This is a genomic window from Kitasatospora nipponensis, from assembly GCF_039528135.1.
In the GTDB taxonomy this organism is placed as follows: Bacteria; Actinomycetota; Actinomycetes; order Streptomycetales; family Streptomycetaceae; genus Kitasatospora; species Kitasatospora nipponensis.
Genome location: NZ_BAAALF010000049.1, coordinates 1 through 13,791 on the forward strand (window position 1 = coordinate 1; position 13,791 = coordinate 13,791).

The 13,791-nt window shown below is 72.4% G+C and carries 10 protein-coding genes; 5 read left to right on the forward strand and 5 right to left on the reverse strand.

Annotated features, from left to right (window positions below):
* Nucleotides 1-568: 568 nt before the first annotated feature.
* From ABD323_RS16290 to ABD323_RS16300, 3 genes are all read right to left on the reverse strand, one after another.
* On the reverse strand, nucleotides 569-2,122 hold the full coding sequence (locus tag ABD323_RS16290; protein ID WP_425556020.1) for a CoA-acylating methylmalonate-semialdehyde dehydrogenase: 1,554 nt from the start codon (nucleotides 2,120-2,122) through the stop codon (nucleotides 569-571).
* Nucleotides 2,123-2,348: 226 nt separating this feature from the next.
* Entirely contained in the window at nucleotides 2,349-2,807 is a 459-nt protein-coding gene (locus ABD323_RS16295; RefSeq protein ID WP_344442313.1) for a hypothetical protein, read from the reverse strand.
* A 133-nt stretch (nucleotides 2,808-2,940) separates the two neighbouring features.
* Nucleotides 2,941-4,461: a gamma-aminobutyraldehyde dehydrogenase gene (locus tag ABD323_RS16300; RefSeq protein ID WP_344442353.1), complete on the reverse strand. Its 1,521-nt coding sequence runs from the start codon at nucleotides 4,459-4,461 to the stop codon at nucleotides 2,941-2,943.
* 226 nt (nucleotides 4,462-4,687) lie between these two features.
* Between ABD323_RS16300 and ABD323_RS16305 the strand changes: the two genes are divergently transcribed.
* A complete protein-coding gene (locus ABD323_RS16305; protein WP_486327151.1) occupies nucleotides 4,688-6,331 on the forward strand; it encodes a PucR family transcriptional regulator in 1,644 nt (547 codons plus the stop codon).
* Between the two features lie 59 nt (nucleotides 6,332-6,390).
* On the opposite strand, the gene ABD323_RS16310 is transcribed toward ABD323_RS16305, so the two are convergent.
* Both ABD323_RS16310 and ABD323_RS16315 read right to left on the reverse strand, forming a co-directional pair.
* Complete coding sequence (locus ABD323_RS16310) at nucleotides 6,391-7,749, reverse strand: aspartate aminotransferase family protein (protein WP_344442315.1); 1,359 nt, start codon at nucleotides 7,747-7,749, stop codon at nucleotides 6,391-6,393.
* 161 nt (nucleotides 7,750-7,910) lie between these two features.
* Nucleotides 7,911-9,356, reverse strand: a complete 1,446-nt coding sequence (locus tag ABD323_RS16315) for a gamma-aminobutyraldehyde dehydrogenase (RefSeq protein WP_344442316.1) — start codon at nucleotides 9,354-9,356, stop codon at nucleotides 7,911-7,913.
* A gap of 332 nt (nucleotides 9,357-9,688) precedes the next feature.
* On the opposite strand from ABD323_RS16315, the gene ABD323_RS16320 reads away from it, so the two are divergent.
* From ABD323_RS16320 to ABD323_RS16335, 4 genes are all read left to right on the forward strand, one after another.
* Nucleotides 9,689-10,162, forward strand: a complete 474-nt coding sequence (locus tag ABD323_RS16320; protein WP_344442317.1) for an Lrp/AsnC family transcriptional regulator — start codon at nucleotides 9,689-9,691, stop codon at nucleotides 10,160-10,162.
* Nucleotides 10,159-11,553, forward strand: a complete 1,395-nt coding sequence (locus tag ABD323_RS16325) for an aspartate aminotransferase family protein (RefSeq protein WP_344442319.1) — start codon at nucleotides 10,159-10,161, stop codon at nucleotides 11,551-11,553. The genes ABD323_RS16320 and ABD323_RS16325 overlap by 4 nt, the downstream gene beginning before the upstream one ends.
* Before the next feature lie 290 nt (nucleotides 11,554-11,843).
* Nucleotides 11,844-12,569 carry an ABC transporter ATP-binding protein gene (locus ABD323_RS16330; protein ID WP_344442320.1) on the forward strand — a complete coding sequence of 242 codons (726 nt, stop codon included), beginning with the start codon at nucleotides 11,844-11,846 and terminating at the stop codon, nucleotides 12,567-12,569.
* Nucleotides 12,570-12,580: 11 nt separating this feature from the next.
* Entirely contained in the window at nucleotides 12,581-13,738 is a 1,158-nt protein-coding gene (locus ABD323_RS16335) for a hypothetical protein (protein WP_344442322.1), read from the forward strand.
* Nucleotides 13,739-13,791: the final 53 nt, after the last annotated feature.

The window sequence follows — 13,791 nt, forward strand, 5'->3', positions numbered from 1 at the left end:
GCGTTGACTTTTGGCACGCTGTTGAGTTCTCAAGGAACGGACACTTCCTTCAAGCCGCTCTCGCAAGCTCTCCGGGCGTTCGTTTCGTTCTTCATTCAGCTTATCAGACCCGCTCTTCGGCGCTTTCCGACTCGCTTTCGGTGTTTCCGACCCTACCAGGCCCTCCGCACCGCTTCGGCCTCAAGTGGCCTTCGCCGTAACCGACCTGACGGCCTGTCCGACGAGTTGAACTTTAGCCCAACCCCGCTCCGAAAAGCGAATCCGGCCCACTCCCCGAAATACCGGCACAACACAAAGCACCGGCCTCTGACGACATGCGGAAATCGCACGCCGAAAGCCCGGGCTTCGTACGGAGAGGTGTTTCGATGAGTGGCCGCCCCGGGACCGTCCGCGCAGATGCGTGTCCGGTGCTCCCAGCCGAGCGACTAGGACACGCTACGCCCTGGCGGCCCGTCGTGCAAACGCCGCCGGCCGGCCCCCTCCGAGGAGGTGGGCCGACCGGCGGGGCGGACCGACCGGGCGCCGGGACCGGGGTGGTCCGCAGGCGTTCCCAGCCGCTGGGGGGGTCCTAGTCGTTGGTCGGGAAGCCGAGGTTGATGCCCCCGTGCGAGGGGTCGAGCCAGCGCTGGGTGACCGCCTTGCCGCGGGTGAAGAACTGCACGCCGTCCGGGCCGTACGCGTGGGCGTCGCCGAAGAGCGAGGCCTTCCAGCCACCGAAGGAGTAGTAGGCCACCGGCACCGGGATCGGCACGTTGATGCCGACCATGCCGACCTCCACCTCGTGCTGGAAGCGCCGCGCGGCGCCACCGTCGTTGGTGAAGATCGCCGTGCCGTTGCCGTAGGGGTTGGCGTTGATCAGCTCCAGCCCCTCCTGGTACGAGCCGACGCGCACGACCGAGAGGACCGGGCCGAAGATCTCGTCGTTGTAGACGGACATGCCGGGCTTCACGTGGTCGAAGAGCGTCGGGCCGAGCCAGAAGCCGTCCGCCGTCGTGTCACCGCTGGTGTCCTCGGCGGCGATCGGGTGCTTGCGGCCGTCCACCGCCAGCTCCGCGCCGTCCGCGACACCGGACTCGACGTAGGAGGTCACCTTGTCGCGGTGCTGGCCGGTGACCAGCGGGCCCATCTCCGAGTCGCCGTTGCAGCCCGGGCCGACCTTCAGGACGGCCATCCGCTGCTTGATCTTCTCGACCAGCTCGTCGCCGATCGGGTCGACGGCGACCAGGACCGAGACGGCCATGCAGCGCTCGCCGGCCGCACCGAAGCCGGCGTTGATCGCGGCGTCGGCGCTCAGGTCGAGGTCGGCGTCGGGCAGGACCAGCATGTGGTTCTTCGCGCCGCCCAGCGCCTGCACCCGCTTGCCGTACCGGGTGCCGGTCTCGTAGACGTAGCGGGCGATCGGGGTGGAGCCGACGAAGCTGACCGACTTGACGTCGGGGTGCTCGAGCAGGCGGTCGACGGCGGCCTTGTCACCGTGCACGACGTTGAAGACGCCGTCCGGCAGCCCGGCCTCCTTCCACATCTGCGCGATGAAGTTCGCCGCGGACGGGTCCTTCTCCGACGGCTTGAGGATCACCGTGTTGCCGGCCGCGATGGCGATCGGGAAGAACCACATCGGCACCATGGCCGGGAAGTTGAACGGCGAGATGATGGCCACCGGCCCGAGCGGCTGGCGGATCGAGTAGACGTCGATGCCGGTGGAGGCCTGCTCGGTGAAGCCGCCCTTGATCAGCTGCGGGATGCCGCAGGCGTACTCCACGACCTCCTGGCCGCGGGCCAACTCGCCCAGCGCGTCCGAGTGCACCTTGCCGTGCTCGGAGACGATGATCGAGGCCAGCTCGTCCTTGCGGGCGTTGAACAGCTCGCGGAAGTTGAAGAGCACGGCGGTGCGCTTGGCGATCGAGGCGTGCCGCCACTCCCCGAAGGCGGCGGACGCGGCGGCGACCGCCTGGTCGACCTCGGCGATCTCCGCGAAGTCCACCTGGCCGGCCACTCGTCCGGTGGCCGGGTCGAAGATGTCGCCACGGCGGGGAGCGACACCGGCGGTCGGTACCGGGGCGCCGTCGATCCAGTGGATGACGTGCTTCGTCAGCTCGATCGGGCTCTCAGTGGGCTTGCTCAAGGTCGTCTGCCTCCAAGTCACGGGCGGCTCACCTGCCGCCGGACCCTTGTGCGGGCACCGTCCGGGGTGTGGCCGGACGAGGGGATCACGGGGCTACCGCGCTCATGCTCCAGTCTGGTCGCCCGACCCCGCCCGCTCAACGAGCACACTGACGGGGATACCCCATTCGGCCTTACACCCCGTCGGCCGGCGGCCCCGGGGGCCGTCCCAGCAGGCTCCCCGCACCTCACGGGTGCTCGACCGGGCCGCCGAGGCGACCGGCCGCCTCGTGCAGGGCGAGCTCCAGCACCACGGGGTCGGTGAGCCGGCCCGAGCCGTCCGGCGCCAGCAGCCAGCGCAGCCCCGGGCCGCGGCGCTCGGGGTGCGGCACGGCCACCCAGGACCCGGCGCCCGCGCCGCGGACGCCGGTGCCGACCCAGTGCGCGGCGGTACCGGCCGGCACGAGGAAGCCGAGGCTGTCGTCGCCCGGGTCCCAGAGCACCGGCCCGCCCCGGGGCAGCCGCTCCATCACCTGCAGGGCCGGCCGGCCCAGGCTCCCGGGGACGAGCAGGACGTCCCACAGCCGGCCCGCCGGCAGCAGGGTCACGCCGGCGCCCGAGCGCTGCCACTCGCGCCGGCAGGCGTCCGGGTCGGGGGCGGCGGCGGCCAGCCAGGCCACCGCCCTGGTGGGTCCGGTGCTCTGCACGGTCCGTCCTCCACTCGTCTCGCGCGGCGGGCGTCGCCCGCCGCCGTCCTGAGAGAGAGGAGCCGGCCGGCGCCCTCTTACACACTTCGCCGCCACCCGTCGGAGCGCTTCGCGGCCCGCCGGCCGCCGCGCGTCAGCCGCGGTCGCCGAACACCGTGCGGTGCCAGTCCTTGCGGGCCACCGCCGTGGTGTCGAACATGACGTGCTTGAGCTGGGTGTACTCGTCCATCGAGTACTGGGACATGTCCTTGCCGTAGCCGGAGGACTTGTAGCCGCCGTGCGGCATCTCGCTGATGATCGGGATGTGGTCGTTGACCCAGACGCAGCCGGCCGCGATCTCCCGGGTGGCGCGCAGCGAGCGGTGCACGTCCCGGGTCCAGGCCGAGGCGGCCAGGCCGTAGGGGGTGTCGTTGGCCAGCCGCAGGCCCTCGTCGTCGCTGTCGAAGGGCAGCACCACCAGCACCGGACCGAAGATCTCGCCCTGCACCACCTCGCTGTCCTGGGCCGCACCGGTGATCAGCGTGGGCAGGTAGTAGGCGCCGCGGGTCAGGTCGGTGCCGTCGTGACCGGTGCTTCCGGTGGCGCCGCCGGTGACCACGGTGGCCCCGTAGCCGCGGGCCCGCTCGACGAAGCCGGCCACCCGGTCGCGGTGGGTGTAGGAGACCAGCGGGCCCAGGTCGGTCCGCGGGTTGCGCGGGTCGCCCAGCCGGACGCTCGCGTACAGCTCCGCGACCCCGGCCACGAAGGCGTCGTAGAGCGGCCGCTGGACGTAGGCGCGGGTGGCGGCTGTGCAGTCCTGGCCGCTGTTGATCAGCGAGGCGGCCACCGCGCCGTGCACGGCGGCGTCCAGGTCGGCGTCGTCGAAGACCACGAACGGCGCCTTGCCGCCCAGTTCCAGGTGGGTGCGCTTGACGGTGGCGGTGGCGACCTCGGCGACCCGCTTGCCGACCGGGGTGGAGCCGGTGAAGGAGACCATGGCGACGTCGGGGTGCCCCACCAGGTGCTCGCCGGCGCTCCGCCCGGCACCGGTGATCACGTTGACCACGCCGTCCGGCACGCCGGCCAGGGTGCAGGCCCGGGCGAACATCACCGAGGTGAGCGGGGTCAGCTCGGCGGGCTTGAGGACGATCGTGTTGCCCGCCGCGATGGCCGGCAGGATCTTCCAGGCCGCCATCTGCAGGGGGTAGTTCCACGGCGAGATCGAGCCGACCACGCCGATCGCCTCACGCCGCACGTAGGACGTGTGGTCGGCCGAGTACTCGCCGGCCGCCTTGCCCTCCAGGTTGCGGGCCGCCCCCGCGAAGAAGGCGGTGTTGTCGATCGTGCCGGGCACGTCGAACTCGGTGGAGAGCCGGATCGGCTTCCCGGTCTGGGCGGTCTCCACCGCCGCGAAGTCCTCGGCGTGCTCGGTCAGGATCGCGCTCAGCCGCAGCAGCACCTCGCTGCGCTCGCCGGGGGTGGCCCGCGACCAGCCCGGCAGCGCGGTCCGCGCGGCCGCGACGGCGGCGTCGACATCCTCGGTGGAGGCGAGCCGCACCCGCTGGACCGTGCTCCCGTCAGCCGGGTTGACGACGTCGAAGGGCTCGAAGCCGCTGCCACCGGTCAGCTTGCCGTCGATGTACTGGGCGCCGTCCTCGAAACTGCTCAGGTCCATGGATGCCACGGGCTGGTTCTCCTCCATATGTCCATTCCACCTGCTCGGAACCGCCGACGATGCCCGCTGGCCGAGGAACCGGGCAAGGCTCACTCCGACAGCCGAGCCGGCAAGGGCCTTACAGAGTGCCAGGGCCCCGGGAGGGCAACAGGTCGTCATGGGGCTGCATGATTCACCTGACACCCTGCTCCCCTGGCTGTCCGCCCCGCCGATCAGGAGGCCCACCGTGCTGCCCACCGTCGCCCGTGTACTCGATCTCGACGTGATGCGCCGTGGCCTGCCGCAGGTCGTGGCGGGCGGCGACCGGCTGGAACGGCCGGTGCGCTGGGTGCACGTGAGCGAGCTGCCGGACGTGGCCGGCGTGCTGCAGGGCGGCGAGCTGGTGCTGACCACCGGCATCGCGCTGCCGGAGGACCGCGAGGGGCTGGCCCGCTACGTCCGCGAGCTGGTGGAGGTCGGCGCGGTCGGCCTGGTGGTGGAGTTCGGCCGGCGCTACTTCGACTCGCTGCCGCGCGCCCTGGTGCACGCCGCCGAGCAGCGCGGCCTGCCGCTGATCGTGCTCCGCCGCGAGCTGCGCTTCGTCGCGGTGACCGAGGCGGTGCACGCCCTGGTGGTGAACGCGCAGCTGGAGCAGCTGCGGGCCTCGGAGGCCGTGCACCAGGTCTTCAACGAGCTGGCCGTCGAGGGCGCCGAGCCGGGCGAGGTGCTGCGGCAGATCGCCCGGATGGCGGGGGCCCCGGTCGTCCTGGAGAACCTCAGCCACCAGGTGCTGGCGCACGATCCGGCCGGCCGCACCGAGGACGAGCTGCTGGACCAGTGGGAGCGCCGCTCGCGGGCGGTGCGCCCGCCGGGGCGCACCGGGCACGACCCGCGCAGCGGCTGGCTGGTGACCACGGTGGGGGCGCGCGGCGAGGACTGGGGGCGCCTGGTGCTGGTCGACGAGCCCGGTGAGCTGCCGGACCAGGCCGCCCACCCGTGCCAGATGCTGCTGGAGCGCGGCGCGGCGACCCTGGCGCTGAACCGGCTGCTGGTGCGCGACCGCGAGAGCCTGGAGCGGCAGACCCACCGCACCCTGCTGTCGGGCATCCTGACCCACGCCCTGACGGTCAGTGAGGTCGCGCTGCGCGCCCAGGCCCTGGGCGTGCCGCTGGAGAGCCGGCGGCTGGTCGGGGTGGTGCTGCGCCGCCGGGGCGGGGCGCTGCCGGCGGCGTTGGAGGCGCAGGCCCGGCTGCGCGACTTCACCGAACTGGCGGCCACCGCCGCCCGCGCCAGCCGGCTCTCGGCGCTGGTCGGCGCGCTCGACGACGAGGGCGTGGGCCTGCTGATCGCGCTGGGCTCGCAGCAGGAGGAGCACGCGGCGCTGGAGGCCTTCGCGGCGGCGCTGCGCCGGCTGGCCGCCGACAGCGGCAAGGAGCACCTGGAGCCGGTGGTGGCGGTCGGCTCCTCGGTGGGTTCGGTGCGCGACGCCCGGCGCACCCTGATGGAGGCCACCCAGGTGGCGGACGCGGCCCTGCACGACGCACCGGGCACCCGGGCGGCCGCGTACTACCGGCTGCCGGACGTGCGGCTGCGCGGGCTGCTGCACCTGCTGCGCGACGACGCCCGGCTGCAGACCTACGTGGAACGGGAGCTGGGCCCGCTGCTGGCGCACGACGCCGAGCAGGGCTCGCAGCTGGTGCAGCTGCTGCGGGTCTACCTGGAGCAGGGCCGCAACAAGTCGGCCGCGGCGGATGCGGCGCACCTGTCGCGGCCGAGCTTCTACGACCGGCTCCGCAAGGTCGAGCGGATCCTGGCGGTGGACCTGGACCAGGTGGAGTCCTGCCTGTCGCTGCACGTGGCCCTGCTGGCGCTGGACGCGGTCCGGCGCTGACCGGACCGGCGCCTCGTCGGCAGCCGGTCCCGGTCGGCGCCGGTGGGGGGCGGGAGCGGTCAGACGGTGTGCGCGTCGGCCAGGGTGAGCGCCTCGTCGAGCACGGCGAGGCCGGTGCGGGCCTCCTCCTCGCTGACGGTGCACGGCGGCACCACGTGGAAGCGGTTCATGTTGGTGAACGGCCACAGCCCGCGCTTCTTGCACGCGGCCGCCAGCTCGGCGATCGGCGCGCCCGCGGCGCCGGCCGCGTTGTAGGGCACCAGCGGCTCGCGGGTGGCCCGGTCGCGGACCAGGTCCAGCGCCCAGAAGACGCCGAGCCCGCGCACCTCGCCCACCGAGGGGTGACGCTCCGCCAGCTCCCGCAGGCCCGGGCCGAGCACCGTCTCACCGATGTGCCGGGCGTGCTCGACGATGCCCTCCTCGGCCATCGCGGTGATGGTCGCCACCGCGGAGGCGCAGGCCAGCGGGTGGCCGGAGTAGGTGAGGCCGCCGGGGAAGGGGCGCTCGGCGAAGGTCGCGGCGATCTCGGCGCTGATCGCCACTCCGCCCAGCGGCACGTAGCCGGAGTTCACGCCCTTGGCGAAGGTGAGCAGGTCCGGGGTGACGTTCCAGTGGTCGGCGGCGAACCAGGCGCCGGTGCGGCCGAAGCCGGCCATCACCTCGTCCAGGATGAAGACGATCCCGTAGCGGTCGCAGATCTCCCGCACGCCGGCCAGGTAGCCGGGCGGCGGGACCAGGATGCCGGCGGTGCCGACCACGGTCTCCAGGATGATCGCGGCGATCGTCTGCGGGCCCTCGAAGGCGATCGTCTGCTCGAGGTGGGCCAGCGCCCGCTCGCACTCCTGCGCCTCGTTCTCGGCGTGGAAGGAGGAGCGGTAGGTGTAGGGGCCCCAGAAGTGCACGACGCCGGAGGTGCCGGTCTCGCTGGGCCAGCGGCGCGGGTCGCCGGTCAGGGCGATCGCGTTGGCGGTGGCTCCGTGGTACGAGCGGTAGGTGGACATGATCTTCTGACGGCCGGTGTGCAGCCGGGCCATCCGGATCGCGTTCTCGTTGGCCTCGGCGCCGCCGTTGGTGAAGAAGATCTTGTCGAGGTCCCCGGGGGTGCGCTCGGCGATCAGTCGGGCCGCCTCGCTGCGCGCCTCGACGGCGAAGCCCGGCGCCAGGGTGCAGAGCCTGCCGGCCTGCTCCTGGATCGCGGCGACCACCTTGGGGTGCTGGTGGCCGATGTTGGTGTTCACCAGCTGCGAGGAGAAGTCGAGGTAGCGGTTGCCCTCGTAGTCCCAGAAGTACGAGCCCTCGGCGCCGGCCACCGCGAGGGGGTCGATCAGGGCCTGGGCGGACCACGAGTGGAAGACGTGCGCGCGGTCGGCGGCCTTGACGGCCTGCCCGGCGGCGGGATCGGCAGTGGGGATGCTCATGCCGTCAGCGTAGGCAAGGGGCCCGCTGACGTGCAGCGTCATCTTGTCAGGCGGTCACCGCCAACGCCGACAGCCTGCAAAGGGACGGGCCCGGGAGGTGTCCCCCCGGGCCCGTCCCCCGTGTTCCACGGGTGGATCGCGGTGCGTCAGATCGCGGTGCGTCAGATCGCGGTCATGACGTGCTTGATCCGGGTGTAGTCCTCGAAGCCGTAGGAGGAGAGGTCCTTGCCGTAGCCGGACTTCTTGAACCCGCCGTGCGGCATCTCGGCGACCAGCGGGATGTGGGTGTTGATCCAGACGCAGCCGAAGTCCAGCCGGCGCGACATCCGCATGGCGCGGGCGTGGTCCTTGGTCCAGACGGAGGAGGCCAGCGCGAACTCCACCCCGTTGGCGTAACCGACGGCCTGGTCCTCGTCGGTGAACCTCTGCACGGTGATGACCGGGCCGAAGACCTCGTTCTGGATGATCTCGTCGTCCTGCTGCAGCCCGGAGACCACGGTGGGGGCGTAGAAGTAGCCGACCTCGCCGACCCGGTGGCCACCGGCCTCAACCTTGGCGTGCCCGGGCAGGCGGTCGATGAAGCCGGTCACCTGGGCGAGCTGGTTGGCGTTGTTCAGCGGGCCGTAGAGCACGTCCTCCTCGTCCACCCCGCCGGTCTTCGTCTCGGCCGCGGCCTTGGCCAGCGCGGTGACGAAGGCGTCGTGGATCGACTCGTGCACCAGCACGCGGGTGGCGGCGGTGCAGTCCTGGCCGGCGTTGAAGAAGCCCGCCACCGAGATGCCCTCGACGGCCTCGGCGATGTCGGCGTCCTCGAAGACCACGACCGGGGCCTTGCCGCCGAGCTCGAGGTGCACCCGCTTGACGTCCTTGGCGGCGCTGGCCGCCACCTGGATGCCGGCCCGCACCGAGCCGGTGATGGAGGCCATCGCCGGGGTGGCGTGCTCGACCATCAGGCGGCCGCTCTCGCGGTCACCGCAGATCACGTTGAAGACGCCGGCCGGCAGTTCGAGCTCGGCCAGGACGCCGCCGACGATCTCGGCGAGCAGCACGGTGGAGGCCGGGGTGGTGTCGGAGGGCTTGAGCACCACGGTGTTGCCGGCCGCGATCGCCGGGGCGAACTTCCAGACGGCCATCATCATCGGGTAGTTCCACGGCGCGACCTGGGCGCAGACGCCGACCGGCTCGCGCCGGACGATCGAGGTCATGCCCTCCATGTACTCGCCCGCGGCCTTGCCCTCGAGCAGGCGGGCGGCGCCGGCGAAGAAGCGGATCTGGTCGGCCATCGGGCCGATCTCCTCGGAGCGGGTCAGCCCGCGCGGCTTGCCGGTGTTGCGACACTCGGCGTCCACCAGCTCGTCGGCCCGTGCCTCGACCGCGTCGGCGATCTTCAGCAGCAGCTTCTGCCGGGTGGAGGGGGTGGCGTCGCGCCAGGTCTCGAAGGCGGCGGCGGCCGAGGCCATCGCGGCGTCGACGTCGGCCGCGCCCGACAGCGGGGAGGTCGCGTACGCCTGGCCGGTGGTCGGGTCGACCACCTCCAGCGTGCGGCCGTCCGCCGCGTCGACGAACTCGCCGTTGATGTAGTTGCGCAGCGTACGAAGGTCGCTCACGACTCTCTCCTCGGGTTGCGGTCGGCGCGAGGGCGGCCGATCCGTCGTGGGGCGGTGCCGGTGGACCGGGTGGGCGATCCGGACCGAAGTCCGGTAGGACGCCGGGTGATCGGAGTCCGGTGGCCCGCCGGAAGGCGCGATGGTCCACTGGTGGGGAGCGTACGCCCCAGCGGGACGCGCGCGCGTGACTCCGCCAGGGTAGCCCCTCTCTTGCCGTTATCGGCAGACCCCTGTCTCTCGCACAATGAAATCCGCATCGATTTCGGATCATCACGACGAAATCAGTAGCACCGGCACTTGCGAACACTCCTGCGATCGGGCACAGTGGCCGCGTGGCCAACCGCGATCGGAACAGCAGCGTTCCTCTCGACTCCGTCTCCAAGGCGATCATCGAGCAGCTGCAGGAGGACGGCCGCCGCGCGTACGCGACCATCGGCAAGGCCGTCGGCCTCTCCGAGGCCGCGGTCCGGCAGCGGGTCCAGAAGCTGCTCGACCAGGGCGTGATGCAGATCGTCGCCGTCACCGACCCGCTCACCGTCGGGTTCAGCCGGCAGGCGATGGTCGGCATCACGGCCGAAGGTGACATCGAGCCCATCGCCGACGCACTGGCCGCCATGGACGAGGTCGACTACGTGGTCTGCACCGCGGGCTCGTTCGACCTGCTGGCCGAGCTGGTGTGCGAGGACGACGAGCACCTGCTGGAAATGATCAACAAGCGAATCCGTGCGCTTCCCGGCGTGCGGAGGACCGAGAGCTTCGTTTACCTGAAGCTCCGGAAACAGACCTACACCTGGGGCACCCGATGACCGCCGACCCGGCACCGAAGGACCTTTCGAAGACCGCCTACGACCACCTGTGGATGCACTTCACCCGCATGTCGTCGTACGAGAAGTCCCCCGTCCCCACCATCGTCAAGGGCGAGGGCACCTACATCTGGGACTCCAACGGCAAGAAGTACCTCGACGGGCTCGCCGGCCTGTTCGTGGTGCAGGCCGGCCACGGCCGCGAGGAGCTGGCCGAGGCCGCTGCCAAGCAGGCCAAGGAGCTCGCCTTCTTCCCCGTCTGGAGCTACGCCCACCCCAAGGCCGTCGAGCTGGCCGAGCGGCTGGCCAACTACGCGCCGGGCGACCTGAACAAGGTCTTCTTCTCCACCGGTGGTGGCGAGGCCGTCGAGACCGCCTGGAAGCTCGCCAAGCAGTACTTCAAGCTGACCGGCAAGCCGACCAAGTACAAGGTCATCTCCCGCGCGGTCGCCTACCACGGCACTCCGCAGGGCGCCCTGTCCATCACCGGCCTGCCGGGTCTCAAGGCCCCGTTCGAGCCGCTGGTGCCGGGCACCCACAAGGCCCCGAACACCAACATCTACCGCGCCCCGGCCTTCCTCCAGGGCCCCGACGGCACGGTGGACCCGGAGGCCTACGGCCGCTGGTGCGCGGACGAGATCGAGGTCGCCATCCTCAACGAGGGCGCCGAGACCGTGGCCGCCGTCTTCGTCGAGCCGGTGCAGAACGCCGGCGGCTGCTTCCCGCCGCCGCCCGGGTACTTCCAGCGCCTGCGCGAGATCTGCGACCGGCACGACGTGCTGCTCGTCTCGGACGAGGTCATCTGCGCCTTCGGCCGCCTGGGCACCATGTTCGGCGCCGACAAGTTCGGCTACCAGCCCGACATGATCACCTGCGCCAAGGGCATGACCTCGGGCTACTCCCCGATCGGCGCCACCATCATCTCGGACCGCCTGGCGGAGCCGTTCTACAAGGGTGACAACACCTTCCTGCACGGCTACACCTTCGGTGGCCACCCGGTCTCCTCCGCGGTGGCGCTGGCCAACCTCGACATCTTCGAGCGCGAGGGCCTCAACCAGAAGGTCCTCGACAACGAGGCCAACTTCCTGGGCACCCTGGACAAGCTGCGCGACCTGCCGATCGTCGGCGACGTGCGCGGCAACGGGTACTTCTACGGCATCGAGCTCGTCAAGGACAAGGTCACCAAGGAGTCGTTCAACGACGACGAGGTGGAGCGCGTGCTCTACGGCTTCCTGTCGAAGGCCCTCTTCGACAACGGCCTGTACTGCCGCGCCGACGACCGTGGCGACCCGGTCATCCAGCTGGCCCCGCCGCTGATCTCCGACCAGTCGACCTTCGACGAGATCGAGCAGATCCTGCGGACCAGCCTGACCGACGCGTGGGCGAAGATCTGACCGGCTGACCCATCGGCTTTCCGTCCCACCCTCCGCCGCAGGGCGGTCCCACCGGCCTTCTCCTCAGAGGCCGCCGGGGCCGCCCTGCGGCGTTGGCGCCCACCGGCGCACCGGCGCCGCCGCGGGATCACCGATCTTCGCTCAGCCAGGCTGATCTTCTGATGGTTCGTCCGGGTTTGTGGAGCCCGAACGTGGTGTGCCGCAACCGCAACGCGACCTTGTCGTTCTAATCTGACGACTGTCATCAGCTGCACCCGTGCAGAGCCCACCCAGGACCGGCGGAGGAACTCATGTCAGCGGCCCCGCCTGACAACGACGTGCTGTGGGCCCGGGGGATCGTCAAGTCCCACCACGGCACCCCGGCGCTGCGCGACGTCTCGATCGCCGTGCGCGAGGGCGAGGTGCTCGCCGTCACCGGTCCGCGCGGCTGCGGCAAGTCCACCCTGCTCGGCTGCCTCAGCGCGCTGCTGCCGGTGGACTCCGGCGAGGTCTGGTTCAACAGCCAGCCCGTGCACACCCTGAGCCGGGCCGGCCGGGAGAAGCTGCGCCGCGACCGGTTCGGCTTCGTCGGCTCCGAGCCGCAGCTGGTACCGGAGCTGACGGCCCGGGAGAACGTCGCCCTGCCGCTGCTGCTGGCCGGGGCCGGCCACCGGGCCGCCTACAGCGCCGCCGACGACTGGCTGGAGCGCCTGGACGTCACCGACTGCGCCCGGCGCCGCTCGGTGGAGCTGCTGCAGAGCCAGCGCCAGCGGATCGCGGTGGCACGGGCGCTGGCCCCGCTCCCCCGGGTGGTCTTCGCCGACGACCCGACCGCGCCGCTGCACCGCGAGACCCAGGACCAGGTGCTGCGGATACTGACCAGCGCGGCCCGCTCCCACCGCCTCACCCTGGTGCTGGCCACCCACGACCCCGAGCTCGCCCGCTTCGCGGACCGGACGGTGGCGCTGGTCGACGGCCGCACCCCGGCCCCGGCCGCACCCGTGCGGCGCACCGCGGCCGTACCCGCCGCGCACTGAAGGAAATCCAGGTGTTCTATCTCCGGCTGGCCAGGGGGTACCGGGTCGTCGACCTGGGCCGCTGGCTGCTCACCGCCACCGCGGCGGCCATGGTCGCCGCCTTCCTGCTGCGGGCCCTGGGCCGGGCACTGAGCGACCCGCCCGGCCACGGCACCGCGCTGGAGCGACTGTTCTGGTGCCTGCCGCCGCTGCTGGCGATCGCCTGGTTCGCGGCCGTGGCGGCCCGCGCGCTGCCCGCCCAGCGGCCCGAGCGGATGGCCGGGCTGACCGCCGCCGGCGCCGGCCCCGCCCGGATCCGGCTGCTGATCGCCGGCGAGATCGCCCTCGCCTGCACCGCCGGCGGGCTGGTCACCCTGCTGGTCTTCCTGGTGCTGCGCAACGACATCGCCTCCGGCTCGCTCGCCCCCGAGCTGGGCATGGGCGTGCCGCTGCCGCTCGCCGCCCCGGTGGCCCTGCTGGCCCTGCTGCCGCTCACCGGCGGTCTCGCCGCGGCGCTGGCCCTGCCGGCCCGCGAGGCACTGCCGGGCACACCGGAGCCGGTGCGGGCGCGGCGCTTCGGGGTCCTGCGCGGCACGGCGGCCGGCCTGCTCGCCCTCGGCGGCACCCTGACCGAGCTCTACGCGCTGCGACCGGACGCGGCCGGCGACCCCCGCCCGCTGGCGCTGCCCGCCGACCTCGGCCACACCAGCGCCGTCCTGCTGGCCGGCTGGGCAGCCGCCGCACTGGGTCTGGCCCTGCTCACCGGGCCGCTGCTGGCCTGCGCCGGCCGGCTGCTGGCGCTGGGCTGGCCGGGCGCCCGGCGGCTGCTGGCCGGCCGGGGGCTGACGGGCATGGCGCGCCGGCTCAGCGCGCCGCTGGCCGTGCTGGCCTTCACGGTCGCGGTGGTGCTGACCTCGGTGCGGCACTGGGTGGCCCCGGGAGCGGCCGGCACCGGGCCGGTACCCGCCACCGAGGCGCTGCTGATCACCGGCTGCGCCGTCGCGGCGGCGCTGGCCCGGCTCACCGAGCTCCGCGCCACCCGGCGCTCCGTCGGCTTCGGGCTGCTGCGGCTCGGCGCCTCGCCGCGACTGCTCTTCGGCGCCGCCTTCCTGCGCTGGGCGGTCGGCGGCACCGTGCTGCTCCTCACCGGCGGGCTCACCGCGGCCCTGGCGGCCGGGATCCTGACCTGACGGACTCCCCGGTCGGGCCTGGCGACGAACCCTGACGGGCCGCCGGGAGGGCG

What these genes read in the sequence shown, in the direction of transcription:
- ABD323_RS16330 (WP_344442320.1), top strand. Translation starts at nt 11,844, where the DNA reads ATGTCAGCGGCCCCGCCTGACAACGACGTGCTGTGGGCCCGGGGGATC.
- ABD323_RS16325 (WP_344442319.1), top strand. Translation starts at nt 10,159, where the DNA reads ATGACCGCCGACCCGGCACCGAAGGACCTTTCGAAGACCGCCTACGAC.
- ABD323_RS16300 (WP_344442353.1), bottom strand. Translation starts at nt 4,461, where the DNA reads ATGGACCTGAGCAGTTTCGAGGACGGCGCCCAGTACATCGACGGCAAG.
- ABD323_RS16310 (WP_344442315.1), bottom strand. Translation starts at nt 7,749, where the DNA reads ATGAGCATCCCCACTGCCGATCCCGCCGCCGGGCAGGCCGTCAAGGCC.